At 60.3% G+C, this 24,856-nt stretch carries 23 protein-coding genes; 7 read left to right on the top strand and 16 right to left on the bottom strand.

What is annotated here, in order from left to right:
- Positions 1 to 6: 6 nt before the first annotated feature.
- From HNQ65_RS15815 to HNQ65_RS15800, 4 genes are read right to left on the bottom strand one after another with little or no spacing between them, the layout of a single operon-like run.
- Positions 7 to 2,469: a glycogen/starch/alpha-glucan phosphorylase gene (locus HNQ65_RS15815; RefSeq protein WP_184340608.1), complete on the bottom strand. Its 2,463-nt coding sequence runs from the start codon at positions 2,467 to 2,469 to the stop codon at positions 7 to 9.
- A gap of 23 nt (positions 2,470 to 2,492) precedes the next feature.
- Complete coding sequence (rsmI, locus tag HNQ65_RS15810; protein ID WP_184340606.1) at positions 2,493 to 3,272, bottom strand: 16S rRNA (cytidine(1402)-2'-O)-methyltransferase; 780 nt, start codon at positions 3,270 to 3,272, stop codon at positions 2,493 to 2,495.
- 23 nt (positions 3,273 to 3,295) lie between these two features.
- Positions 3,296 to 3,808, bottom strand: coding sequence for an LptE family protein (lptE, locus tag HNQ65_RS15805; protein WP_184340604.1), 513 nt, complete (start codon positions 3,806 to 3,808; stop codon positions 3,296 to 3,298).
- Positions 3,809 to 3,865: 57 nt separating this feature from the next.
- Positions 3,866 to 5,212 (bottom strand): tetratricopeptide repeat protein, encoded by a 1,347-nt coding sequence (locus HNQ65_RS15800; protein WP_184340602.1) that lies wholly within the window; start codon positions 5,210 to 5,212, stop codon positions 3,866 to 3,868.
- Between the two features lie 120 nt (positions 5,213 to 5,332).
- Between HNQ65_RS15800 and HNQ65_RS15795 the strand changes: the two genes are divergently transcribed.
- From HNQ65_RS15795 to HNQ65_RS15785, 3 genes are all read left to right on the top strand, one after another.
- Entirely contained in the window at positions 5,333 to 6,253 is a 921-nt protein-coding gene (locus HNQ65_RS15795) for an alpha/beta hydrolase (RefSeq protein WP_184340600.1), read from the top strand.
- A 45-nt stretch (positions 6,254 to 6,298) separates the two neighbouring features.
- Positions 6,299 to 7,567 carry a glutamate-5-semialdehyde dehydrogenase gene (locus HNQ65_RS15790; RefSeq protein ID WP_184340598.1) on the top strand — a complete coding sequence of 423 codons (1,269 nt, stop codon included), beginning with the start codon at positions 6,299 to 6,301 and terminating at the stop codon, positions 7,565 to 7,567.
- A 159-nt stretch (positions 7,568 to 7,726) separates the two neighbouring features.
- Entirely contained in the window at positions 7,727 to 8,815 is a 1,089-nt protein-coding gene (locus tag HNQ65_RS15785) for a L,D-transpeptidase family protein (protein ID WP_184340595.1), read from the top strand.
- An 11-nt stretch (positions 8,816 to 8,826) separates the two neighbouring features.
- On the opposite strand, the gene HNQ65_RS15780 is transcribed toward HNQ65_RS15785, so the two are convergent.
- Positions 8,827 to 9,588 (bottom strand): DUF3313 family protein, encoded by a 762-nt coding sequence (locus HNQ65_RS15780; RefSeq protein WP_184340593.1) that lies wholly within the window; start codon positions 9,586 to 9,588, stop codon positions 8,827 to 8,829.
- Positions 9,589 to 9,653: 65 nt separating this feature from the next.
- Here HNQ65_RS15780 and HNQ65_RS15775 point away from each other — a divergent pair, with 65 nt between their 5' ends.
- Genes HNQ65_RS15775 through rnhA form a run of 3 tightly spaced genes read left to right on the top strand, consistent with a single transcriptional unit; the run spans position 9,654 to position 11,347 of the window.
- Positions 9,654 to 10,490, top strand: a complete 837-nt coding sequence (locus HNQ65_RS15775) for a glycosyltransferase (protein WP_184340591.1) — start codon at positions 9,654 to 9,656, stop codon at positions 10,488 to 10,490.
- A gap of 51 nt (positions 10,491 to 10,541) precedes the next feature.
- Positions 10,542 to 10,853: a DUF3817 domain-containing protein gene (locus HNQ65_RS15770; protein WP_184340589.1), complete on the top strand. Its 312-nt coding sequence runs from the start codon at positions 10,542 to 10,544 to the stop codon at positions 10,851 to 10,853.
- Complete coding sequence (gene rnhA / locus HNQ65_RS15765) at positions 10,850 to 11,347, top strand: ribonuclease HI (RefSeq protein ID WP_343076565.1); 498 nt, start codon at positions 10,850 to 10,852, stop codon at positions 11,345 to 11,347. The genes HNQ65_RS15770 and rnhA overlap by 4 nt, the downstream gene beginning before the upstream one ends.
- Before the next feature lie 20 nt (positions 11,348 to 11,367).
- On the opposite strand, the gene ligA is transcribed toward rnhA, so the two are convergent.
- The 3 genes from ligA to HNQ65_RS15750 are packed head-to-tail and all read right to left on the bottom strand — an operon-like array spanning position 11,368 to position 15,828.
- A complete protein-coding gene (gene ligA, locus HNQ65_RS15760) occupies positions 11,368 to 13,371 on the bottom strand; it encodes an NAD-dependent DNA ligase LigA (protein ID WP_184340585.1) in 2,004 nt (667 codons plus the stop codon).
- A gap of 49 nt (positions 13,372 to 13,420) precedes the next feature.
- Positions 13,421 to 15,061 (bottom strand): hypothetical protein, encoded by a 1,641-nt coding sequence (locus tag HNQ65_RS15755; RefSeq protein ID WP_184340583.1) that lies wholly within the window; start codon positions 15,059 to 15,061, stop codon positions 13,421 to 13,423.
- On the bottom strand, positions 15,058 to 15,828 hold the full coding sequence (locus HNQ65_RS15750; protein WP_184340581.1) for an ABC transporter ATP-binding protein: 771 nt from the start codon (positions 15,826 to 15,828) through the stop codon (positions 15,058 to 15,060). Before HNQ65_RS15750 ends, HNQ65_RS15755 begins: the two co-directional genes overlap by 4 nt.
- 137 nt (positions 15,829 to 15,965) lie before the next feature.
- On the opposite strand from HNQ65_RS15750, the gene HNQ65_RS15745 reads away from it, so the two are divergent.
- Positions 15,966 to 18,335 (top strand): secretin N-terminal domain-containing protein, encoded by a 2,370-nt coding sequence (locus HNQ65_RS15745; RefSeq protein WP_184340579.1) that lies wholly within the window; start codon positions 15,966 to 15,968, stop codon positions 18,333 to 18,335.
- Positions 18,336 to 18,534: 199 nt separating this feature from the next.
- On the opposite strand, the gene HNQ65_RS15740 is transcribed toward HNQ65_RS15745, so the two are convergent.
- The 8 genes from HNQ65_RS15740 to HNQ65_RS15705 all read right to left on the bottom strand — a co-directional run bounded on the left by HNQ65_RS15740 (position 18,535) and on the right by HNQ65_RS15705 (position 24,751).
- Positions 18,535 to 19,374: an MlaA family lipoprotein gene (locus tag HNQ65_RS15740; protein ID WP_184340577.1), complete on the bottom strand. Its 840-nt coding sequence runs from the start codon at positions 19,372 to 19,374 to the stop codon at positions 18,535 to 18,537.
- On the bottom strand, positions 19,371 to 19,949 hold the full coding sequence (locus tag HNQ65_RS15735) for a Tgt2/MlaC family protein (protein WP_184340575.1): 579 nt from the start codon (positions 19,947 to 19,949) through the stop codon (positions 19,371 to 19,373). Before HNQ65_RS15735 ends, HNQ65_RS15740 begins: the two co-directional genes overlap by 4 nt.
- Positions 19,946 to 20,425 (bottom strand): outer membrane lipid asymmetry maintenance protein MlaD, encoded by a 480-nt coding sequence (mlaD, locus tag HNQ65_RS15730; RefSeq protein ID WP_184340573.1) that lies wholly within the window; start codon positions 20,423 to 20,425, stop codon positions 19,946 to 19,948. The genes HNQ65_RS15735 and mlaD overlap by 4 nt, the downstream gene beginning before the upstream one ends.
- The gene (locus HNQ65_RS15725) at positions 20,422 to 21,231 is read right to left on the bottom strand and encodes an ABC transporter ATP-binding protein (RefSeq protein ID WP_184340571.1); all 810 of its coding nucleotides are present in this window, start codon (positions 21,229 to 21,231) and stop codon (positions 20,422 to 20,424) included. The genes mlaD and HNQ65_RS15725 overlap by 4 nt, the downstream gene beginning before the upstream one ends.
- Before the next feature lie 5 nt (positions 21,232 to 21,236).
- The gene (locus HNQ65_RS15720; protein WP_184340569.1) at positions 21,237 to 22,013 is read right to left on the bottom strand and encodes an MlaE family ABC transporter permease; all 777 of its coding nucleotides are present in this window, start codon (positions 22,011 to 22,013) and stop codon (positions 21,237 to 21,239) included.
- Between the two features lie 88 nt (positions 22,014 to 22,101).
- Positions 22,102 to 23,253, bottom strand: coding sequence for a Gfo/Idh/MocA family protein (locus tag HNQ65_RS15715; protein ID WP_184340567.1), 1,152 nt, complete (start codon positions 23,251 to 23,253; stop codon positions 22,102 to 22,104).
- Between the two features lie 20 nt (positions 23,254 to 23,273).
- The gene (locus tag HNQ65_RS15710; protein WP_184340565.1) at positions 23,274 to 23,939 is read right to left on the bottom strand and encodes a LamG domain-containing protein; all 666 of its coding nucleotides are present in this window, start codon (positions 23,937 to 23,939) and stop codon (positions 23,274 to 23,276) included.
- Positions 23,936 to 24,751 (bottom strand): sugar phosphate isomerase/epimerase family protein, encoded by an 816-nt coding sequence (locus tag HNQ65_RS15705; protein ID WP_184340563.1) that lies wholly within the window; start codon positions 24,749 to 24,751, stop codon positions 23,936 to 23,938. Before HNQ65_RS15705 ends, HNQ65_RS15710 begins: the two co-directional genes overlap by 4 nt.
- Positions 24,752 to 24,856: the final 105 nt, after the last annotated feature.

Here is a 24,856-nt window from a genome sequence, read left to right as displayed (position 1 = left end):
CCAGGCCTAGACCTGCACCTGAGGAAGTTTCCAGACGTTCTTGGCGTACTCGAGAATGGTGCGGTCGCTGCTGAATTTGCCAACCCGTGCGGTGTTGTGGATGGCCATCTTCTGCCAGTGCGCCTGGTCACGATAGGCTTTGTCCACCTCGGCCTGGCTGGCGGCGTACTTGTCATAGTCCGCCATGACGAGGAATGGATCGCCATGAGACAGCAGGCTGTCGCGCAGCGGCTTAAACTCATCCTGATTTCCGGTGAAGTAATCGGAGGCCAGCCAGTCAATGCTGAGGCGCAGTTCTTCGCTGGCGTTGTAGTAGTCCCAGGGATTGTAGCCACGCGCGTTGAGCTCTGTCACTTCTTCGACGGTGAGTCCGAAGATGAAGATATTTTCCGGTCCCACCTCTTCGAGGATTTCCACATTGGCACCGTCGAGTGTGCCAATGGTGAGCGCGCCGTTGAGCGCCAGCTTCATGTTGCCAGTACCAGAGGCCTCCTTGCCTGCGGTGGAGATCTGCTCGGAGAGATCGGCCGCAGGGATGATGCGCTCGGCGATGGAAACACCGTAGTTTGGAATGTAGATGACCTTCAGCCTGCCATCCACACGCGGATCGTGATTCACCTTGGCCGCGACGGCATTGATGGCGTGGATGATGTTCTTGGCCAGGTAGTAGCCTGGAGCAGCCTTGGCCCCGAAAATAAACACCCGTGGCGTGATGTCGAGATTCGGGTTGGCGATGATCTTGCGGTAAAGGCTGACGATATGCAGCAGATTCAGGTGCTGGCGCTTGTATTCATGCAGACGCTTGATCTGCACATCAAAGAGCGCATCGGGGCTGACACTGACGCCGCAGGAATCCTGGATGATCTTGGCCAGGCGCACTTTGTGGCCTCGCTTGATGGCGTGGAATTTCTCTCGGAAGGACGCATCGTCGGCAAAGCGATCCAATTGGATAAGCTTGCTGGAGTCTTTGAGCCAGCCACTACCGATGGATTCGGTGATGAGGGAGGAGAGCTCCGGATTGCAGACATCCAGCCATCGGCGGAAAGTGACACCGTTGGTAAGATTGAGAAAGCGATCAGGGTAAAGCTCGAAGAACTCGGGGAAGAGGCGCTCACAAAGCAGGCGGGTGTGCAATGCGGCCACGCCATTGGTGGCATGGCTTCCAAGGACTGAGAGGTGTGCCATACGCACTTTTTTGCCGCCGCTTTCTTCGATGAGGGAGAGGTGGCGCTTTTTCTCGCCATCTCCAGGCCAACGAGCTTCGACATCGCCCTCAAGGAAGCGGCGATTGATCTCATAGATGATCTGGAGGTGGCGCGGCAGCACACGCTCAAAAAGAGCGACGCTCCATGTCTCCAGCGCTTCCGGCAGCAACGTGTGATTGGTGTAGGAGAAGGTCTTCTGGCAGATGTCCCAGGCCTGGCTCCACTCCAGCTTTTCCTCATCAACGAGAATGCGCATGAGCTCTGGGATGGCCACTGCGGGGTGGGTGTCATTGAGCTGCACGGCGGCTTTGGAAGGAAACTCGCTCCACGGCAGTGTGTAGCCCCCTTTAAAGCGGCGCACGATGTCCGCCAGTGAGCAGGCCACGAAGAAGTACTGCTGCACAAGGCGGAGTTCCTTGCCGCTTTCGGTGGCGTCGTTCGGGTAGAGCACCTTGGAGACAGTTTCTGCGATGGCCTTCTCACGCAGGGCCTCGATGTAGCTGCCTTCGTTGAAGACTTTGAAATTGAAGTCTTCATCTGCCTGTGCCTGCCAGAGACGCAGCACATTCACGGTATTGCTGTCATAACCGACGATGGGAATATCCCATGGCAGGCCAAGCAAGCACTTGGTGTCCATCCACTCGTGATGCGGCTGGCCAAACTCGTCAAACTTTTGAATGACCTGTCCGTAGAGATGCACGGTCTGGCGGTAGGACGGACGGGCAATCTTCCAGGGGCTGCCATCGCGCATCCAAGCATCTGGATGCTCCACCTGCTTGCCGTTCACAAACTCCTGGCGGAAGAGGCCGAACTCGTAGTGAATGCCGTAGCCGATGGCGGGCAGATCCATGGTGCTGAGGGAGTCCATGAAACATGCGGCGAGACGACCGAGGCCACCGTTACCAAGACCCATGTCAGGCTCCTTCTGCACGAGAGCGTCGAGATCCTTGCCCATTTCCGAGAGCGCCTGCTTGGCGGTGTCGTAGATGCCAGCATTGCGCAGGTTGTTCTCCAGCAATCGGCCCATGAGATACTCCAGAGAGAGGTAGTGCACTCGGCGCACTCCCTGTGCGCGATGCTGGCGGCGGGACTGGGTGGCACGCTCCATGACACGATCTCTCACCGCAAGAGAAGTGGCCACATACCAATCGTTTTCGCTGGCCGTTTCAATGTAGGCCCCGAGGGTGAAGCGCAGGTGATTGGTGATGGAAAGTTTGAGGCTGTCGGTTGTGTTGAGGACGGCGCAGTTGGCGAGGGCTTCCATGGAGATGCTGGGTTGTGAATGAATTACCAGGTCAACCACTTGGGAGGGTCAACCGGCGCGATGAGGAGGGTGATTTCCCCCTTGGGCGTCTTGGTTTGGTAATATGTTAGCAGGATGCTTGCCGGACCTCGTTTGAATTCCTCAAACTTTTTCGTGAGCTCCCGTGCCACCACAACTCGGCGGTCGGGCGCGGCATCCGCCAGGATGGCCAGGGTGTCTACAAGACGGTAGGGGCTTTCGAAAAAGACGCTGGTGCAGTCGCGCTGCAGGGCGGCGGTCAGTTCGGTGGTGCGGGCGCCTTTTTTATGAGGAAGAAATCCCCCAAAATAGAAGGGCGTGGTAGGCAGACCAGACGCCGCCAGAGCCGTGAGCACAGCACTGGGGCCTGGGATGCCCTCAACGTGCAGGCCAGCAGCCACCGCAGCACCGACAAGTCGCTGCCCCGGGTCCGACACCGTGGGCATGCCGGCGTCAGAGATGAGCGCCACACTGCCCCCCTGCCGGACATGGTCGAGCAGTTGCGGGATGCGCTGGGCTTCATTATGCTCGTTCAGGCTGATGAGGCGGGCTCGGATGTCGTGGTATTTGAGCAGCATGCCGGAGTGGCGTGTGTCCTCGCAGGCCACGAGGTCCGCCGTGCGCAGAGTGTCCAGCGCCCGCTGGGTGATGTCCCTCATATTTCCGATGGGGGTGGCCACGAGATGCAGACCAGGAACCAGACGGCCGCTGGCGGCCACTGGCTCAAACAGCTCCACCTCGTCAGAGGGTGACTCCTCCGCCGGTAAATCCGTCTCCAAAGACATGCGAAAGGACGTCAGGCTGCAGGTTACCAGCCTTCGGAGATCTGGTCTGCCAGATTGTAGGCGAGACGCTGAGCCGCATCTTCGAGCAACTGGGTTTCAGAGAGCTGCAAGTTGGCTTCGAGAATGATGTAGGAGTCGGCGTAGGCATTGCCTGTATGGAGAACCTTGCCAGATTCTTTTTCGCGAATAGTGAATGGGCATACCAGCGTAGCCTGGATCTGTGAGCTACGCAGCACATTGTTGATGTCCGAGCGGAACTGGGTGCGGTTGATGTTGGTAATCTTTCCTTCCAAGACCGCCTCAGCCTCGCCTCTTGACACGATTTGGTAAGAGCCGTGGTTTTGCAGCTGCTTGATGAGTGCATTCGTCACGAGTGAACTCAGGCGCTGCTCCAAAGTCAGATTTTCAAAGGTAGGCACCGCCAGCTTGGTGATCTTGCGCAAATGAACGGGCTTTTGAGCACCCAAGGTGTAGCCAGCACAGCCGGGAAGCATGAGGCAGAAAGCTGCGGCAAGCAGAAGAAAAATAGATTTCATCCAGAGAGAAAAGAAGTGACCGGATCAGCATGGCGTGCTGCCATGCCCGTGCAAGAATTATGAAGCAGGCTTGGTCGTGACCGGCGGTGGCGGCACGGGCAGCACCGGAGCCGAGGAGCCAGGAACTTTCTGCATGGGGGCGTTCGGCGTTGGCGGCACAGGCAGAAGAGCAGGCTTTTCGGTATCAGGCACCGGCGGCAGCAGCGATCCCGGCCCTGGAGTGGCAGCACCAGGTTTGACAGGCAGAGTAGGCTCCTGCAGCGGGATGGGCATGAAGCCCTCGTCTCCGGTGCGCATCTTTGGCTTCTGGCCGAGGCGGGTGAGTTCCGGAGCCAGAGGGCCCACATAATCGTCGCGGCTCTTGAGATTTTCAGCCGTGAGGACGGTGTAGTCCTGTCCCGGACCCTTCTTGACGCTGGCCACGCCATCGGGATCTGCGGAAGCAAGCTCTGCCAGAATGCTGCGTGCCTCGGAGGAGACTTCTGGAGAGCCAAATTTGAGCGCCTCGTTCAGATAGATGGCGGCAGCCTTAGTCTTGCCGATACGGCGGTAAAACTTTGCCACAGTGAGCGATTGATTGGCCTCGGCGGTATTCACCTGGCTCAGAATCAACTCAGATTCCTGCTTGCGCTCGCCGGAGGGATTGGAGGCGATGTAGGTACGGACAGCGTCACGGGCAGCAAGGAGGTTGGAGGCGTCCTCACTGCGCTGCGCTGCGATGTTGCTGATGGAACCAATGCGGAACTGAGCTTCAGCTGCCTGCGAGGTATTGGGGTAGTTTTCCACCACCTTCTGATAGGCGGCCACGGCTTTGTCCTTTTCCTTCAGATCCTGCTGTACTTCAGCGATGCTGAACTGGGCGAGCGGCGCATATTTGCCGTAAGGGGCGTTTTGGATGATCTTCTCGTAGAATTTGATCACCTCCGAAGAGTTCATCTTCATCGGCATGAGCAGGAAGCCGGGCTGCTTTTTGCCTCCTTTGGCTTCTTCGGCGATTTCGTACTGCTGCTCGAGAGCCTCGTTGAAGTGCGGACTGTCGCGGTAGGTGTGGATGAAATTCTGCAGGGCTTCGAAAGCGTCGTCCATCTTGCCCGTGTGGCGGACGATGACAGCATTGCGATAAGAAGCCTCGGCGGCAGTCTTGGTGAAGGGATATTGTTTGACGATGCTCTGATAAATGGCCTTGGCTTTGGCTGTGCGGCCAGAGTTGTCTGCTTCCTGAGCCTCGCGGAAAAGATCTGAGGCGGCAAGTTCCTGCGAGTCGCGCTCGCTGTCCACCGGCACCACCTTGTCCTTCTTGCCGGAGAATGGCCAGATGGCGGGGGATGCAGTCGTCAGAGCAAGGAATGAAACGGCGCTAGCCAGGAGAACCGGCACGCGGGCGTGGTGGGGATATTTCATCATCTCGACAGTATGTTCTGGTTAAGCATGCGTCAAGATGACAACACACTCGTCTGAGCGCCCACCCTACCCTGACCCGGCCCTTGTTTTGACCGCCTGGCGGGTCTAAGTAATGCCTCACTCATGCGTGTCCTGCTTTTGCTAGCCCTCAGCTTCCCCCTTCTGGCCCAATGCCAGAAGGCACCGCTGCCGCCGGGATACCGGAGGGTGCAAAACCTCGACTACGTCGGTGCCGGCGATCCACGCCAGATGCTGGACCTTTATCTACCCGAGGCCAAGTCTGACAAGCCGCGCCCGCTGCTGGTTTACATCCACGGCGGCGGCTGGTCGGCGGGCAGCAAGGACGATGCCCAGGTGCTGCTGGGCCTGATCAAAGGTGGCACGCCCTACGCCGGAGCCAGTCTGAACTACCGCCTGACCAGCCAGGACCAGTGGCCTGCGCAAATCCACGACTGCAAGGCCGCCATCCGCTGGCTGCGAGCCCACGCGCAGGATTACAACCTCGATCCCGAATTGATCGCCGCCTTTGGCATCTCCGCCGGAGGGCATCTGGTGAGCATGCTGGGACTTACCGGTGGTGTGAAGGAGCTGGAGGGCGAACTGGGCCAGCACCTTGATCAAAGCAGCCGGGTGACATGCGTCATGGATTTCTGCGGCCCGTCCGACTTCCTGACCTTTGGCGGCAAGGGGAGCATCATCGACCCGGATGATCCCACCGGCCCCTTGGCCAAGCTGATCGGTGGCCCCCTGAAGGATCACAAGGAGGAGGCGCGGAAGGCCTCTCCCATAAGCTATATCACGCCAGATGACGCCCCCTTCCTGATCATTCATGGGGACAAAGACAATGTGGTGCCCTACTCCCAGGCCACGGAGCTGGATGCGGCGCTCGACACCGCCAAAATCCCCTCCATTCTGCTGACAGGCACCGAGGGAGGCCATGTCTTTCTGAGCGGACCGCTGGTGGAGCGCATGTACGCCTTCAACGCACGGCACCTGCTGGGCAAAGACGTCCAGATCCCCGAAGGAGCCGTTCCTTCCAAGTAAGCTCACAGCGCCGCACCGCTTCCCAGCCAGCCCTTTTCATTTTCAATGACCGATTCCGAAATCAAGTCCGCCATCCTCGACATGGGCCGCCGCGCCCGTTCCGCCTCCTACGCCCTCGTCAAACTGAGCACCGAGCAGAAAAACGCCATCCTCGTGGCCATGGCAGATGAGCTCATGGCACGGCAGGAAACAATCCTGGCCGCCAATTCCAAGGATCTGGAACGCGCGAATCAGAACGGCCTGAGCAAGGCCATGATCGACCGTCTGACGCTGGATCCCAAGCGCCTCAAGGCCATTGCCGACGCCGTGCGCGAAGTGGCGCTGCTGCCTGATCCCGTGGGTGAAAAGCTGACCGACTGGACACGCCCGAACGGTCTGCACATCCGCAAGGTGCGCGTGCCCATCGGCGTGATTGGCATCATCTTTGAGTCCCGCCCCAATGTGACCACGGATGCAGCCTCCCTGTGCTTCAAAACGGGTAATGCCACCATCCTGCGCGGTGGCAGCGAGGCGATCGACAGCAACCGCGCCCTGGCCGCAGCCCTGCAGGCGGGCGGAGAGCGCGCCGGTCTGCCGCCCGACAGCATCCAGCTCATCCCCTTCACCGACCGCGCCAGCGTGGAGCACATGGCGCAGATGGACCAGTATCTGGACCTCATCATCCCGCGCGGCGGCAAGGGACTGATCGAAAAAGTCGTGGCCACCGCACGCATGCCTGTCATCAAGCACTACGACGGCGTATGCCATGTGTATGTGCATGCCGATGGCGATCTCGAAATGGCGGCCAATATCATCGTCAATGCCAAGTGCCAGAAGCCCGGCGTGTGCAATGCGCTGGAGACAGTGCTGGTGCATGAAGGTCTCGCGGCGAAGTTTTACCCGCTGCTGGGCCAGCGCCTGGCCGAGGCCAAGGTGGAGATCCACGCAGATGCCACTGCGCAACAGCACCTGGGCGTGCCCGCCATCGCCGCCACGGAGGAGGACTGGAGCACGGAGTATCTCGATCTCATTCTAGCGGTGAAAACCGTAGGAGGGCTGGACGAAGCGATCGCGCACATCAATCGCTACGGCTCGCACCACACTGACAGTATCATCACCGCCGACCGCGCTGCAGCGGAGCGTTTCCAGCACGAGGTGGACAGCGCTGTGGTGCTGCACAATGCGAGCACACGCTTCAACGACGGCGGCGAGTTCGGATTTGGCGCTGAGATCGGCATCTCCACCGACAAGCTGCATGCACGCGGCCCCATGGGCCTCGCGGAGCTGTGCAGCTACAAATACCTGGTGGACGGCAACGGGCAGGTGCGGGGCTGAGCCCGCCCTCCTCTCCGGCATACATCCTCAGCCACCTCTGCGGCGGCAGCTGATTCGTATCTGCGCATCTTCACTTGCGAGATCGTGTTTACCTGTGCTTTTTGCCGGGACTCAATCACGGACTCCTGCACGCATGTGTGCATCGTATTTCACCTTTCCATGAAGCAACTGCTCACACTCGCCTCCACCTTTCTTCTGTCCATCTCCCCGTTGTTTGGACTGAACATTCCTGATCCGCTGCCGAAAACAACGGAGCCAGTGGAGGACATCCTGAGGCTGCAGATCTTTCTGGATGCGCAGCTTTTTGGCCCAGGAAAGCTGGACGGGCGGCCAGGAGAGTTCACCACCAAGGCGCTGAAGCGTTACCAGAGTTCTCATGGAATGCCTGAGACGGAGCTGGCTGACAGTAATCTGGATCTCTCCAGTGTGACCGAGTTATACACCAGCTACACGATCCGGCAGGAGGATCTCAAATTTGTGGGAGAACTGCCGCGCCAGCCCTCTGAGCAGAGCAAGAAGAAGTACCTGCCCTATGACTCGCTGCTGGAGTTTCTGACCGAGCGCTTTCACTGTGCGCCGGAGCTGCTGGAGTTTCTCAACAAGCCCATGAAAATGGACAGCCTCAAGCCGGGAGATGTGGTGAAGGTGCCTGCGGTGCAGCCCTTTCTCATCGAGGAGCTGACAGAGATCGCCAAATTGCCGGAGGTGCCGGAATTTCAGCAGCGTGTGATCAAGATCGACACCAAAGAGAAGCTGCTGGGCGTGTGGGATGGCGACAAGATGCTGGCCAGCCTGCCCATCACTCCGGGCAGCGGGCATCTGGCCACGCCGCCGGGCACGTGGCGCATCCTGGGCATCACGCAGATGCCAACCTTCCGCTGGGACAAAAGCGTGCTGGAATACGGCGTGCGCAGCAGCACGTACTATCAGCTGCCTATCGGCCCCAACAATCCCGTGGGCGTGATGTGGATCGGGTTGAACCGTCCGGGCATAGGCATTCATGGCACCAACTCTCCGCAGAGCATCGGCCGCAGCTCCAGCCACGGCTGCATGCGCACCGCCAACTGGGATGTGGTGCGGCTGGTGAAGCTGATCACGAAGGGCATGACGGTCATCATTGAAGGCCCGCCGCCTGCGCCGCGCCCGGTAGAGGTGGCCAAGGCTTTGCCTGTGGCACCACCTCCTGCGGCACTGCCAGTGCAGGAGCAAAAGCGCGGCTTTTTCACCCGCCTGTTTGGCAGGAAGTAAGAGTGTGCCGATCAGTTTAACCGCAAAGTGATGGAGCCTGAATCCCGAACCTTGCAGCCGTGTGGGGAGCGCGTCATCAGCTCAAACTGAGTGGCCCAGTAGTGCATGGTGTTCACGGCGTGGCCGTAGGGCTGGTAGTCGCGCACATTGATGAAGGTTAGCTTGTCGCTCTCGTTGTCAGCAAACTGAAAAAAGGTGCGCCCGGAAGCGGAGTCCACCACCTTGCCCTCAATGGCTATGTTGCCTTTGGTGAAGTAGGCGGCCAGCCCGGCCACCGGGGTAACCACAAACTTCAGCATGGTAAGCGCAGCATTGCCCTTGGGGCTGGTGGGATTGAGCTCAATAACGGCTAGCCGCAGCGTGAGCGTGTCTTTGCCTGGCTGGTTCGCCAGACGGTAGTAAGGCGAAGGTGAACGGCGGAAGGCGGACACAAATTCATCCCGCAGACGCATGGCAACCTCCATTTCCTGCCGTCTGACTCCGCCCCAGGCGACCTCTCCTGAGGCAAAGGCCCGATTCACATGGCGCAGGTAGCCCAGCGTGACGGGCGCGATGTAAAGCTTGCGCTTGGCGCGGCCAGCCGCCAGCACCCGGGAATCAGGCGTGGTCCACACCTTTTGAAACCCGAGCTGCGCGCTGGCATCCTGGGCAAGAGATGGCTGCTCAAAAAACGGCGACAGAGCCACCGGCCTGGCTTTGAGCATGCGGTTTGTCGAACTGCAGGCCGGCAGCAGGACCAGCAGCAGTGCGAAGATGGAGTGCAAAAAACGCATGAAAGACGAACTCCCAGATAAAGACATAAAACCCGCCTGCCCTGCAATGCCAGAACTCTGAAGTGATGCGAAAGATTCACGGCCACGGCGGTTTTAGCTTTCACCTCAGCATGTTTCTGCTGAACATCTACACCAGCCACTGCATGCCGTCAGCCACCGTTCATCTCGTGATCCCATGCTACCAGGAAAGCGGGCGCATCGGCCCCTTTCTGGCGGAGCTGTGCGAGGTGGTGCATGATCTGGGCGGCGTGACCATCCAGGTGGTGGAGGATGGATCAGATGCAGCGGAGGCAGCGCGCATGCGCGAGATCATCGCACCACTCTGCCTCGTCCATGAGCATCTGCATCCGCCGCTTTTTCTGCCGCAGAACCTTGGCAAGGGCGGTGCAGTCTATGCCGGATGGGACCAGGCACCGGAGGTGGACTGGCTGGCTTTTGTGGATGCAGACGGTTCCTGCTCCGCCACGGAGGTGGCGCATCTTATCCGCTTGGCACGCGAGCAGCCCAGACCCGAAACGGCCCTGTTTGCCTCGCGCTGGGACCAGACTAGCCCGCGTGTGCAGCGCCAGTGGAAGCGCCGGCTGATGGGACGCATCTTTGGCACGCTGGTGGCCACACTGCTGCGCATCCCCATCCACGACAGCCAGTGCGGGCTCAAGCTCATCCCCCGCACGGCTTACCAGCGCATCTCCCCCACGCTGCATATTCATGGCTTTGCCTTTGATGTGGAGCTGCTGGCCGCGCTGCATGACAGCGGCTGTGAGTTTGAGGAGGTTTCCATCGCCTGGCATGAGACACCAGGTGGGCATGTGCATCTGATCCGTGACTCCTTCCGCATGGCGCGGGATGTGCTGGCCATCCGCAAGCGCCGCCTGAGGCACGCGCCAGCCGGAGGCGTATAAAGACTCAAAAACATTTCGGTGATTCACGAAGTCGTGCTACAGCCACGGTCCATGAAAAACCCCGTTTCATTCCTGCGCACGGTCGCCCTGCTGGAAGCTGTTTCCTATATGATCCTGCTCTTCATCGCCATGCCGCTGAAGTACGCCATGGGCATGCCGATGGCGGTCAGGATCGCGGGCTCGGTGCATGGCGGCCTGTTCGTGGTGTTCTGCTTTGCGCTCTATCGTGTGCTGATGCACACAAGCTGGCCGTTCAAGCGTGCGGTGTTTGTCTTTATCGTCTCGCTGCTGCCCTTTGTGCCTTTCTTCATCGACCGCCGCATGCGTGAATGGTCGGCGGACTCCAACCAGACCGAGGCGTGAAGAAAATCGTCATTCACTCTGACGGTGGCTGCCATGGCAACCCCGGCCCGGGAGGCTGGGCTGCGGTGCTGGTGTATGGCAAGCATGTGCGCGAACTGAAAGGCGGCGTGCCCGCCACCACCAACAACCGCATGGAGCTGCAGGCCGCCATCGAGGCGCTGCGCATCCTCAAGGAGCCGTGCGAGATCGACTTCCACACCGACTCCCAGTACGTGCGCCAGGGCATCAGCCAGTGGATCGCGGGCTGGAAGCGCAATGGCTGGCTCACCAGCACCAGGCAGCCGGTGAAAAACGCCGACCTCTGGCGTGCGCTGGACACCGCCACCGCCCGTCATACCATCCGCTGGCACTGGGTGAAAGGCCACGCCGGTCACGCCGACAACGAACGCTGCGACACCCTGGCCAACGAGGCTATAGCCGCTGTCAAAGCCGCCCATACACCGCAGCAACTGCATGCGCTGCTGGAGCAGTTTAAGGCACAGGCGGATGAGTAAGCGCTGAGTTGTTCACGGCATCAAAGCATCGCCCGAAACTCCGCCTCGTTGACGATCTTCACGCCCAGCTTGGTGGCTTTGTCGAGTTTGCTGCCTGCATCTTCACCAGCGAGGAGATAGGTCGTCTTGCCGCTGACGCTGCCGCTCACCTTGCCACCGTTGGCACGGATGGTGTCGGCGATGGTTTCACGATCCTGGCTCAAGGTGCCGGTGATGACCCAGGTGGTGCCGTTGAGTTTGTCGGAAGCGGCTTCGACGGCTTTCTGCGTGAAATTGAGCCCCCCAGCGCGCAGGCGGTCCAGCAGCGTGATGTTGTTTGCCTCACGGAACCAGGCGTGGATGCTGACAGCCACGATCTCGCCGATGTCAGGACACTGCATGAGCTCCTCGACGCTGGCCTTGGCGATGGCGTCGATGCCGCCAAAGTGCTCGATGAGCTTGCGCGCGCCACCTGCGCCAACATGCAGAATGCCGAGACCGAAGACGAGACGCCACGGATCCTGCTGTTTGCTAGAGGAGATGGCCTTGAGGTAGTTGTCGATGCTCTTGGTGCCGACGCGGTCCAGCCGTGCCAGGGACAGCTCATCCATATCATAGATATCAGCCACATCGGCCACCAGCCTCGAACCATCTGCTTTCTTAAAATCCACCAGTTGCGCGATAACAGCCTCTCCCAGCCCGCTGATGTCCATGGCGCCACGGCTGACGAAGTGCTCGATGCGGCGCTTCACCACCTCGGGGCAGTGCGGATTGGGGCAGCGGATGACCACCTGCTCTTCATCCTTGTGCACGGCAGTGCCGCACACCGGACAATGCGTGGGTGCGGCCACCGTGCTTTCATCGCCACTGCGCAGTTCCTTCTTCACGGAGACGACGGCAGGAATGATCTCGCCGGCCTTTTCAATGATGACCGTGTCGCCCACGCGGATGTCCTTGCGCTCGATCTCCTCATAGTTGTGCAGTGTGGCATTGCTGACGGTGCTGCCGCTGACCAGTACGGGCACCAGCCGCGCCACGGGTGTAAGTGCACCCGTGCGGCCCACCTGGATGTCGATGGCCAGGAGCTTGGTCTCCGCCTGCTCGGGCTGGTACTTGTAGGCGATGGCCCAGCGCGGCGCCTTGCTGGTGACGCCGAGCTCGCGCTGATCCACAAAGCTGTTCACTTTGATCACGGCACCGTCAGTTTCATAGGGGAGTGATTTGCGCTTTTCATCCAGTTCACGAATGGCCTGCAGCAGACCTTCCGCGCTGTCGGCTTGCCAGATGAGGTCGGCCTTGCGCAGCCCGGCGGCGTCCAGCAGGGCATAGACCTCGTTTTGAGACTCCACGTCGCTTGCCTCGGCCAGACCGTAGAAGACGATGTCGAGAGGGCGCTTGGCCACGATCTTGGGGTCCAGCAGCTTCAACGTTCCCGCAGTGGAGTTGCGCGGATTGGCAAAGGTGGCCTCACCTGCCTCTTCGCGCTCCTGGTTTAGCTTGGCAAAACCGGCCTTGGACATGAACACCTCGCCACGCACTTCAAAGGTCTGGGGACCATCCTTTGGGAGACGCAGCGGCAGGCGCTTGATGGTTTTGAGGTTGTTCGTCACGTCATCACCCGTCTGGCCATCGCCACGGGTGGCACCGTATTTGAGCACGCCGTTTTCATAGCGTACGGTGATGGCCACGCCGTCCACCTTGGGCTCGATCACGCATTCCACCTTCTCACGCCCCAAGCCCTTCTGCACACGTGCAAAGAACGCGCTCAACTCCTCTTCGGAGTAGGTGTTGTCCAGGCTCATCATGCGCACTGTGTGCGTGATCTGTGTGAATCCCTCCAGCGGTGCGCCGCCGACACGCAGCGTGGGTGAGTCCGGTGTCTGCAGGTCTGGAAACTTCGCCTCGATCTCCTGCAACTCCTTCAGCAGCAAATCAAACTGCTGGTCGCTGATCTCAGGGCGCGCCTCCACGTAGTAAAGGCGGTTGTGGCGGTGGAGTTCGGAGCTGAGAAAGGCGGCGCGGCTGGCGGCTTCGGCGTGGGTCATGGCGGGTGCTTTGAATAGCTGCAAAGAGGCGCGGGGAAACGAAAAAGAGTCACTCGTTCTGCGGCACCCACGGCGTGTCGCGCATGAGATACTTCAGCAGGAAGGAGAGGCCGAGCATCAACAGCGCCTCCAGCATGAGATAAAGAGGGAAATGCCCGATGTGCCACATCCAACTGGCCAGCCCGCCGATGATGCCTGCGGCCGCCATGGAGACGGCCATCATCGCACATCCGGTCGTGGAGTTTTTGACCTCTTCGGAAGGCTTTGAAAGCGGTAGCCACTGGCCAATGATCCCGGTCACGAGGGAGAAGGCGGGCAGAAAGAACACCGCTGGCAGGCTGAGCAGAAACGGCAGCCAGGAATGCTGCAGCCCGGCCAGCAGCGTGGTCTGCAGCAGCAGCACGGGAAAGCTGAGCCAGCAGAGCACGGCCTTGCGTGCGCCATGAAAGAGCGGTGTCCAGTGCCGCAGCGGTGTCACGTAAAAGAAAGCAGAGGCGCGCCAGTGCTCCGAGCAGCCCAGAAAGAGCATGGCCTGCAGGGAGATCATGCCTAGAAAGCAGGTGGCAAAGCCCTGCATCACCATCGCAGTCTCTGCTCCGCCCTTCACCCCGGAAAACAGCATCACCAGCGGCATGATGAGCATGGGTGCGATGCCGGGATAGAGCCGCAGCTTGATTTCCCGGTCGCGAAACAGGTAAGCTGTGGTGAGCTTGAACGACTCGCGCTCCACGGGATCCCTCAGCCACCAGCAGAGCGGCGGCAGTTTGACGATGGCGGCCAGCCACACGCCGCGCGGCTTGGTGCTCTCTTTGGACGAGCCTGCGGATTCATTCAGGTTCATCAGCCCCTGGCCGTAGGCACCACCCAGCTTTTCCAGCGCCAGCCAGCTGGTGAGAACCGTGACTCCCACGGCCAGACCTGCCGGAAACCACAAAGCGGACTGATCCAAGACACTGCCACCGATCAACGCATCCAGCGCGCCAAACCACACCGGAGGCAGCGCCAGCAGCCAGCCGCCTACATGATCCAGATTCTTGATCGCATCCATCTGCAGCAGGCGCGGCATGACCTGCCCGCTGAGCACCATGACCACCGTGAGCAGCGACTGCACCGAGGCCAGCAGGTTGTCCAGCCGCGAGCGGCCAAACCACCGCAGGCAGGCATTGTACACAAGCACAATGGCCGCTGCGGAGAAGACCATGAGCAGCGTCATGGAGAGCAGATGTGCAGGAATAAAGCGCCATGTGGCCCCCTTGCTGCCCAGCCCGGTAATGAGTCCGGCCAGATTCAGCGCCAGCGCGAGCAGGAGTGCAAAGCCCGCAAGCACGGCGCATTTGGCACGGAGCATCTGCTGAGGAGTTACTGGCCGATGCAACAGGATCTCCGCCTCCTCCTTCATGAAGAGCATGGTGCCTGCGCTGGAGGCCAGCGTGAGCGAGGCAAACATGAAAGTGAAGCCATGGAGCGCCGTGGCAAAGACAAAGCTGTCCGATGTCCGCGCATATAAGGCGGGTATGATGCCGACGCCTGCGTAGATCAACAGAGTGAAGCCGAGCCCGACCTGCCGCCGTGTCCTGTGCGCCCCGGCCTGCTGCGTGGTGCGGCCACGAAAGAGCAGTGTCCAGAAAAGTCTGCGCAGCACCTTGTCAGGCGCAGGCAGTGCAGGAGGAGTCTCTGCGGCGGCGCTCATGACAGCATGTTTTTGGCAAAGGACTCCGCGCGTGCCTCCAGCCCGCTGAGGCCGGTGAGCCGGGTGAAGAGCTGCTCCAGCGTGTCCGCACCATGCTGGTGCTGCAGTTCCTTCGGCGAACCCTCCACCAGCAGCCTGCCCTGCGCCATGATGGCCACGCTGTCGCACACACGCTCCACCACATCCAGCACGTGGGAGCTGTACACGATGGTCTTGCCCTCACGCGCCAGGGTTTCCAGCAGCGCTTTGAAGCCGACGGCGGCATTGGCGTCCAGCCCGTCCAGCGGCTCGTCCAGCAGCACCACCTTGGGATTGTGCAGCAGCGCGGCGGTGATGACGACCTTGCGCCGCATCCCCTTGGAATAGGCCCCGAGAAATTTGGAGGAGAGCGTCTGCTCATCGAGCTCGAAGAAATCGAGAAACTGCCGAATGCGCGGCCGGGCCTCCTCCTCGCAGATGCCGTAGAGCGCGCCGATCATGAGGAGAAACTCCAGCCCGGTGAGGGACTCATACACTGCGCCGGAGTCAGGGACGAAACCGAGCAGGCGCTTGGCCTCCATAGGGTGGGTGGCCACATTCACCCCGCAGACGAGGGCGGTGCCTTCATCTGACTGGAGCATGCCAGTGACCATTTTGAGGGTGGTGGTCTTCCCTGCCCCGTTCGGCCCCAGCAGTCCCACGATTTTCCCCGGAGGCACCTCCCATGTCAGGTGATCGACGGCAGTCTGAGCGCCAAAGCGCTTGGTGAGACCCTGAATGGAGATCATGCGCCCGATCATCCATGAGGCGGGAGGTCTTGCAAGACCCATTCAGGCGCGTCCAGAAAGCATGAATTTTAATAGATATTAACCAAATCTCTTGCCGCTAAGTCTAAATTCAATATAATGACCGTAATTTTAATAATATGTCCCACCACCCTTCTCAACTGCCAGCCAGGCTGCGCACTGCCATGCTGCTGGTGCTCCTGATCCTGGGCATGCGCCAGGCGAGCAAGGCCCAGACTCCAGGCGCCGTTCCCACCGCGCCACTGCCAGCGGCCCAGCCTGGGAACGGAGGCTACGTGCCGGTGGGAGAGGGGGCCACCATTAAGGTGAACTTCCCCAGCGCCCCCATCCAGGCCATCATCCCTTTTTATACCCAGCTCACGGGCAAAAAGCTCATCCTCGACTCCGCCCTGCAGGGGGAAATGCTGCGCATCATCTCCCCGCAGATGCTCACCAAGAAGGATGCGGTCGCCTTCATCGAAGCTACTCTGTTGCTCAACGGCTACGCCATCATCAACGTGGACGCCACCACAGCCAAGCTGATCAACCACGCCGGAGGCAAAAGCCCCACGGCCGACGGGCTCAAAGTCTATAACGTTCTGCACGACCTGCCACTGAGCGAGGAGATCTGCCACTACGTGCTGCCCCTGCAGCATCTCTCCGCTGAGGAGGCGTCCAAGGCGTTTCAGCAGGTCATCAAACTGCACTCCTATGGCGCAATGACACCGGTTTCCAACGACACCGCGCTCATCATCACGGAAAACAGCGCCACCATCCGCAGCATCTGCGACATCGCCCAGATCATCGACGTCCCCCCCACGGAAACCTCCAATGAAATGATCAAGCTAGAGCGCTCGGATGTGGAGCAGGTGGCCGAGATCGTGAACGAGATCTTTGAGCAGGAGGAGAAATCGAAGATGGCCAAGTCTGCGGCATCCAACGCCACGCCGAATGCCGCTGCAGTGCCCAATCCCACTGCACGCCCTGGCGCCCCCGCAGTGCCCGCCAGTCCGGCTGGCAGCACCGCCGCCACCAATCCGGCTGGTGCACGCGTGAAGGTCTTCCCCTACCGCCGCACCAATGAGCTGCTGGTCATCGGCCGCCCGGTGGACATCGCCTACATCAAGGGGCTGGTGCAGAAGCTCGATAAGCAGAGCGACGGCTCCAACTTCCTCAAACGCCGCCTGAAGTACCTGGACGTACTGGACTTCCTGCCCGTGGCCTACAATGCCCTGGCCAAGGACACCGACATCCAGGGCAACAACGACGGTGCTGTGGCAGGCGCCCCCGGAGGCAGTGGTGGTGGCCGCCGCCGCACCAGTGCCAGCTCAAACTCCCCCTCCACAGACGCCAACCGCAGCAGCGCCAGCAACAGCAATAACGGCAGCGGTTTCAACAGCTCAGGCTTCGGATCGGGCAACGGGCTGGGTGGCATCTTTGGAAATAGCGGTGGTCAGGGCGGGTCCAATCCCAATCGTTCCCTGCTGGACAATCCCGAGGATGTCGGTGCGCCGGAATCCATGGTGGTGGGAAAAACACTCCTAATCGCCGATCCGCAGTCCAACAGTCTCATCGTTTCCGGCTCTCCAGAGCATATCGACCGCATCGACCAGCTGCTGCAGGAAATGGATGTGCGCCCGCAGCAGATCTACATCTCCGCCATCATCGGCCAGCTGAGCCTGGGCAAGAACCTCAACTACGGCATGGATTTCCTCCAGCTGCTCAATGACTTCAGCGTCAACCGCAACGGCGCCGTGACCACCTCCACCGGCGGCACCACCACGACGACCAACAACAACATCATCCAGTTCCCTGCCAAGTTTGGTCAGCTCAACTTCTACGGCCAGCTGGGATCGCTGAGCAACTACATCAAGGTCATCAACAACAACAACAACTTCAAGGTGCTGGCCACGCCAAGCATCTATGCCAAGAACGCCGCCAAGTCCGTCATCTCCTCCGGCCAGCGCATCGCGGTGCCGGCCAATATCCTGACCAATGGAGGCTTCTCCGCCGGTGTGGCCAATACCAGCGTGAGCGTGACCTACCGCGATGTAGTGCTGAAGCTGGAAGTCATCCCGCTGATCAACTCCGACCACGAGGTGACGCTGCGAATCGCCCAGATCAATGACAACATCGTCGGCTCACAGACCATCGGCGGCAACACCGTGCCCACCATCGGCACCCAGGAGCTGGTGACGGAGGTGGCGGTAAAAAACGGCGCCACCGTCGTGCTCGGCGGCCTGATCACAGAGAAGACCACCAAGAATAAAAACGGCGTGATCGGCCTGAGCCGCATCCCCGTTCTGGGTCATCTTTTTGGCACTACGCAGGATCAGACCACGCGCGATGAGCTGCTGGTCTTCATCCAGCCCCGCATCGTGCGCTCAGACGATCCTCTCGATGCCTCCAACGAGGTCGAAAGCACCCGCAGCCGAATTTACGATGAGGCGATGCAGTTCTCCGGCCCAGATCTGCAAAACGTCCCTCGTGCGCTTCCTGCACGAGATTGATTAGGCGTATCTGCCAGGCACGTGTTCCTCTTTGCAAAAAGAGGGCCGCCTACAACAGGCATCCTACGAAACCTGTAGCAACTCAACAGCCCCAGGATTTGCTACAGACCAAACGAAAAGCGGCCCATGCTTTGAAGGCACGAGCCGCTTTGAACTGGGAGCACCAGACTCCGTTTGAGTCTGGAATCAGCAGAGAGGGCTACTTCTTGGCCGCTTCATCGCGGTTCTGAGCATAGGCGCTGCGCGCGGAGAGGTAGGGATCCACCGCATCCTTGGTGATCGTGTCATACCTGTCGATCTGTGTCGGGATGGTGCGGAGCGTGTTGGCAGACGGTGGAGCAATGGTCCAATCGTGCTTGGACCTGCTGCCATACCAGTAGAGATAGGGCCAGTTCACAGGATTGAGGGCGTAGTCTCCTGCAAGGCCGACGGCGTCTCGCACACTGCACGGCCCTAGAACAGGCAAGACGATGTAGGCACCGTGCGGGATACCCCACTTGGCCAGCGTCTGGCCGGTGTCCTCGTCAGGCAGATTGGCCAGAGAGGGGATCTTTTCTGCAGGACGGAAGATGCCCACCACACCACCCACAGTGTTGACGGCAAACTTGGCAGTCTCCTGACCGGCACGCTTAAACTTGCCCTGCAGCGTGCAGTTCACCACACGCACGGGATATTTGGCGTTCTCAAAGGCATTGTCGATCCCCTTACGCACCGGGCGGGGCAGAATGAAATTATAGCCTTTGGCGATGGGGCGCAGGACCAGGGTGTAAAGTTTGTCGTTTAGGAAGAAGAACGCACGATTGACGCCTTGGAGCGGGTCATAGATGTCCGCTTTGGTGGCATATTCGTCCACCTCCTCGTCTCCCGGTTTGGCTGGCGCTGCTTTGGCAGGAGCACCTTTGCCCTTTGGGGCTATCGTGGAGGTCTCTGCCAGAGCCATGGGCTGCGCAGCTTTCTTGTCCGCAGTCATGCTGCAATCAGTGAGCAGCGGGGAGACGGCCAGCAACAGCAGCCGGAGTGTGGATGTGTGGTATTTCATTGTGGACGGGAGACAGATTGCGAAAGTGAACTGATTACGGCGTTGGCTCCGCCTTTTTGAAACTGGGCATCAAGCTGGCTGCGATAGTTGGCGATCAGGCTGACGCCTTCGATGACCACGTCCGTGATACGCCAGCCCTGCACCTGCTCCATGCGGTACACGACGTTGTAGTGGCTGCCTTTGTAAACCATGTTGGTGGGCACATCCACACGCCCCTCTGCCGGCTGCAACGCCTGCTGATAGGTGATGTCCGGGTGCTCTCCAGGGGTGAATTTGCTGCTGTAGCTGCGGATGATGAGGGTGGAGAAGAGCTCGGTGGCCTGCTGCTGCTGGGCTGGGCTGAACTGCCGCCAGCCTGGGCCCACAGCGCGCTTGGTCATCGTCTCAAAGCTCACGTGCTTCTGCAGCACAGGACGCAGGCTGTTGGGCAGTGCGCTGCGATTGCCGGTGCGGTCGGCCACGGAAAGCACTTCCGCCACGGCAGACTTGAGCTTGGACTGCGCATCAGCCAGCTGCGCACTGGCAGTAAAGGGTGCTGCTAAAAGCAGGACTGGGAGCAGGAAACGCAGGGTCATGGAGCTGGAGGGGGAGATTCTTTGCCTTTTTCAACACTACCGAAAGCCATCTTGCCAATCAACGATTCCAAATCGACCGAGGACTCGGTCATTGTGATCCGCGAACCAGCTTTAAGATAAGTTTCGTCTGCGCCGGGCGCAAGTGCCACATATTTGTCACCGATCAGGCCGGTGGTTTTGATCGAGGCCATGGTGTCTGTGGGCAGTTTCAGGCCCGATTGCACCCGCAGGGTGACCATGGCGCTATAGTCGGCGGGATCCACTCGGATACCCTCCACCCGTCCCACCGGCACGCCCGCCACCAGCACGCTGCTGCCGGTATTGAGCCCTCCAGCATTGGAAAAGCGCGCCTCCATTACATAGGTATCTCCGCTTAGCATATGGCCCGCGCCGAGTTTGACCGTGAGGTAAACGACAGCGGCGAGCCCCAGCAGCACAAAGAGGCCTACATAGAGTTCCAGTTTGGATTGTTTCATGAGTCTTCGGGTTGGAGAGCCTCGCCACGGCGGATGGAAGCAAGTGTACGGCCAAGTGCGGCTGCGCTATCTCGAAAATCCCCCACCACAGTGGAGGTGGAGGCGGAGAATTCGTCCGGCGTACCTTCAAAGCACATCCGGCCTTTGTCCAGCAGCGCCACGCGGTCGCTGGCCAGCAGCGCCTCGGTGAGGTCGTGCGTGACAACCAGGGCGGTAAAGCCAAACTGGCGCTGGTATTTGGCGATCATGGCAAAGACGGCATTCCTCCGCAGCGGGTCCAGCCCGGCGGTGGGTTCATCAAAGAGCACCAGCTCCGGCCGGGTGACGATGGCACGTGCCAGGGCCAGGCGCTTCTGCATGCCGCCGGAGAGCTGGCTGGGGTAGTGGTCCTTGTAAGCCTCAAGCTCCAGCTGCCGCAGGGCCTCAAGGCTGCGCTCGCGAATTTCCTTGTCGGGCACAGAGGTGGTCTGCTCCAGAGGCAATTCCACGTTTTCCAGCGCGGTCAGAGAGTCAAAGAGTGCATTGCTCTGAAACAGAAAGCTGCAGCGCCTGCGGAAGTCCGCCCGGGCGGCGGCATCTCCTGTAGCGAGCGGTTTGCCGTCAAAGAAAATGCTGCCGGAATCTGGCTGCACCACATCGGCTAGGCACTTGAGCAACACCGACTTCCCTGCCCCGCTGCGGCCCAGCACCGTGACCAGACTGCCACGCGGCACGTCGAGAGATGCGCCGTCCAGCACCACATTGCCACCGAAGCCTTTTTGCAGGCCTTCGATCTTGAGCAGGAGTGGTGTGGTGTCAGCGCCCATGTGATTCAGACCAGGAAGGAAGTGATGACGTAATCCGCCGCCAGCACGATGATGCTGGATTGGACCACTGCCCTCGTGGTGGAGGCGCTGACCGCACGTGCTCCGGTGGCCGTGCTGCAGAGGTGGGCATTGAAGCCATGATACGCGCATAGCGCGATGGTCAGAAGCCCAAAGGTGGCCGCCTTGGTGAAGCATTCGCGCACATCCGGAGCCTCCACGGCGCGCTCCACGGCCGACCAATAGATGCCTGGCTCCAGCCCCAGGAGCATCGAGCCCGAAAGGCTGCCACCCCAGAGACCTATGGTGATGAAGAGAGCTGTCTGCATGGGGTAGACCACCAGCGCGGCCAGCAGGCGTGGCGTGACGAGGTAGGCATGGCTGCTGGCACCCATGGTTTCCAGTGCGGCGATCTGCTCGGTATTCCGCTGCATGCCCAGCTCTGCTGCCAGGGCGGATCCGGCCTGCCCCACCAGCATGAGAGCTGCCAGCACCGGCCCCAGCTCACGGATGAGGCTGAGAGAAACCAGCGTGCCCAGCAGGCCCTCGGAGCCAAAGCGGTTCAGCACATAATACCCCTGCAGGCCGAGCACCAGCCCGGTGAACATGCCCACGATCAGGATGACCGGCAGGCAGCGCACGCCCTGCTCAAAACCAGCACGCACCACACGCCGCCAGAGCCGCCGGGCACCAGCTGCGGCACGAAAGGACTGCCCTGTGAAGAGGGCAAAGTCTCCCAGCTCATGGAGTATGGAGAGTGTGTATCGACCTACGGCGCGCAACATTCGATGCGCGCAGATTGGCCCACGCACCGGAGTTGCGCAATGTCTCAGAACAGGCACCCGTGATTATTATTCGCGGGCTGGTGACGGATCAAAGATCCCCCACCGGCAGCCATTTGCGCTGTTCCCAGCTCTGCAGGCCCAGTTCGGCGAGCTGCACTCCCTTGGCACCCTCGCGCAGCGTCCATGGGAAGGGTGTGTCCAGCACCACGTGCTTGAGAAACTCCTCCCACTGGATCTTGAAGGCATTATCATAGGTGGTGGTGTCTGGCACCTCCTGCCAGCCATTGAAGAAATTGATCGGCTGGTCAATGTCCGGATTCCACGTCGGGCGCGGCGTGGTGCCGATGCTCTGCACCCAGCATTTGCGCAGGCCCACGATGGCGCTGCCGTGCGTGCCGTCCACCTGCATGGTCAGCAGGTCGTCTCGACGCACGCGCACCGTCCAGGAGCTGTTGAACTGGCAGATGACTCCGCCCTCGCACTCAAAGGTGGCGTAGCAGGCGTCGTCGCTGGTGCAGGCGTAGGGCTTGCCGCGCTCGTCCAGACGCTGGGGGATATGCGTTGCACCCAGGCAGCTCACGGCCTTGACCTTGCCAAAGAGATTATCCACCACATAACGCCAGTGGCAGAGCATATCGACGATGATGCCGCCGCCGTCTTCCTTGCGGTAATTCCAAGAGGGGCGCTGCACGGGCTGGTCGGCATCTTCTCCGGTGAAGACCCAGTAGCCAAACTCACCGCGCACGCTGAGGATACGGCCGAAGAAGCCCTGATCCCGCAGGGTGCGGAATTTGCGTATGCCACTGAGCCAGAGCTTGTCCTGCACCACGCCGTTTTTCACACCGGCGTCTTCGCAGAGCTTGGCCAGACGTAACGCCTCGCTCGTTTCCACGGCGGTGGGTTTTTCACAGTAGATGGCCTTGCCTGCCTTGACTGCCTTTTCCACAAAACCCGCACGCTGCAGCGTGCCGGAGGCGTCGAAGAAGATCTCATCTTCCTTGTTGGCCAGAGCGGCGTCGATGTCGGTGGTGTAGCGCGTCACGCCCGTGCGCTCCGCCAGGGCCTTGAGCTTATCATGATTGCGGCCGGTGAGGATGGGGTCGGGCATGATGACGAGGTCGTCGCTGACCTTGAGTCCGCCTTGGTCGCGAATGGCTTTGATCGAGCGGATCAGGTGCTGGTTCGTACCCATGCGTCCGGTGACGCCGTTCATGATGATGCCGATTCTGCGTGTGTTCATAGTTAGAAAGGGGGATTGGGTCAAAGAGAGGAAGCCTCTGCCGAGGCGGCTGCGGCTGGAGTTACGATCACGTTCCGAAACGCGCCGAGATCATCAAAGGAACCGAGACCGATGCGGCCTTTGCCAAAGGTCTTGTCACTGGCTTCGAGCACCAGCTTTCCATCAAACCAAACCTGGATGCTGCCAGATGCGGCATCGCGCACCAGCTTGATGGCATGCCAGTGGCCGGGCTGCCATGGCAGAGTCTCGGCGCGCTTTTTGGTGATGGCTTTGCGGTCGGCGTTGTTCACCACATGCAGCTGCAGGTGCACACCATCTGCTTTTTCGCCCAGATGCGCGTAGTAGAACTCAGAGTCGCTCACGCACCCAAAGGCGATGCAGACGTCGTTGTTGCCTTTGTTGAAGACGTCGAGCCGCGCTTCACAGGTGAGTGTAAAGGAGTACCACTCAGCACCGTCAAACCAGGCAAGATTGAAGGGCCTGCGAAACTTCGGTTTGTACTGCGAAGGCTTCTTGAGCACGAGCGCCGTCTCCGCTCCATCCCCCTCCCACCCCCATGCGGCTGGGTCTTCAAACCGCCACTGGTCACGCAGTAGGAGCGGACTCAGCGCGGTGTCTGCAGTGGTTGCGGACAGACACACCCCAAGGGCGAGCTGGATGAGCAAAAAGTGAATGCAGGCTTTCATGCGTAAAGTTGTGCATAGCTCGCAGCGATCTTCTCGAGAAACTCGCGCTGATCTCCGCTCCAGAGTCGATTGGAAAAGATCTCCACCTCGCGGTGCCCGGTGAAACCGGTGGCATCCACCCAGTCGCTGATCTCGCGGATGTTGATGCAGCCTTCGCCCATGAGACCGCGGTCATTGAGGAGATCGATGGTGGGCGTCCTCCAGTCGCAGATGTGAAAGGCATGCAGGCGGCCGGTTTTGCCAGCGTGGTCAATCTGCTCCTTCAGCTCGGGATCCCACCACACGTGGTACACATCCACCGCGATGCCGACACTTTTCGGCGAGCCCAGTGCATCGCAGATCTCATGCGCCTGACGCATGGTGTTCACCGCGCTGCGATCATCGGCATACATCGGGTGCAGAGGCTCGATGGCGAGCTTCACCCCCGCCTTCTCCGCAGCAGGCAGCACGGCAGCGATGCCATCGGTGATCTGTTTGCGCGACTCAACAAGCGGCTGGCCGGGCACCGCCCCGCATACCAGCACGATGAGTGGCGCGCCGATGGCGTGCGCCTGCTCGATGGCTTTCAGATTGTCATCAATGGCCGCCTGTCTGCCCGTCGCTGTGGCCGCCGGGAAAAAGCCGCCGCGACAGAGGCTGACGACGTCCAGCCCAGCCTCGCGCGTCTGCCGCGCCACCGCCCCCAGATCACGGCCCTCCAGCGCCTGCCGCCAGATGGTGATGCCGCTGACTCCACGCTTGGGGAATTCGACAAGGCATTCCTCAAGGCTCAGCGGCTTGGTGGTGATGGTGTGGACGCAAAGGCGGCGCATGGGCAGGATACTGCACGGCAGCGCAGCATCAGGAAAAGATTTCTTTCCGATCTTCACGATTGGAAATGCTGATGAATGAGGCTGCGCATGAATCGTGAGCGCCAT

This window comes from Prosthecobacter vanneervenii, assembly GCF_014203095.1.
Classification (GTDB): domain Bacteria; phylum Verrucomicrobiota; class Verrucomicrobiia; order Verrucomicrobiales; family Verrucomicrobiaceae; genus Prosthecobacter; species Prosthecobacter vanneervenii.
This window is presented reverse-complemented; position numbering and strand designations above follow the sequence as displayed.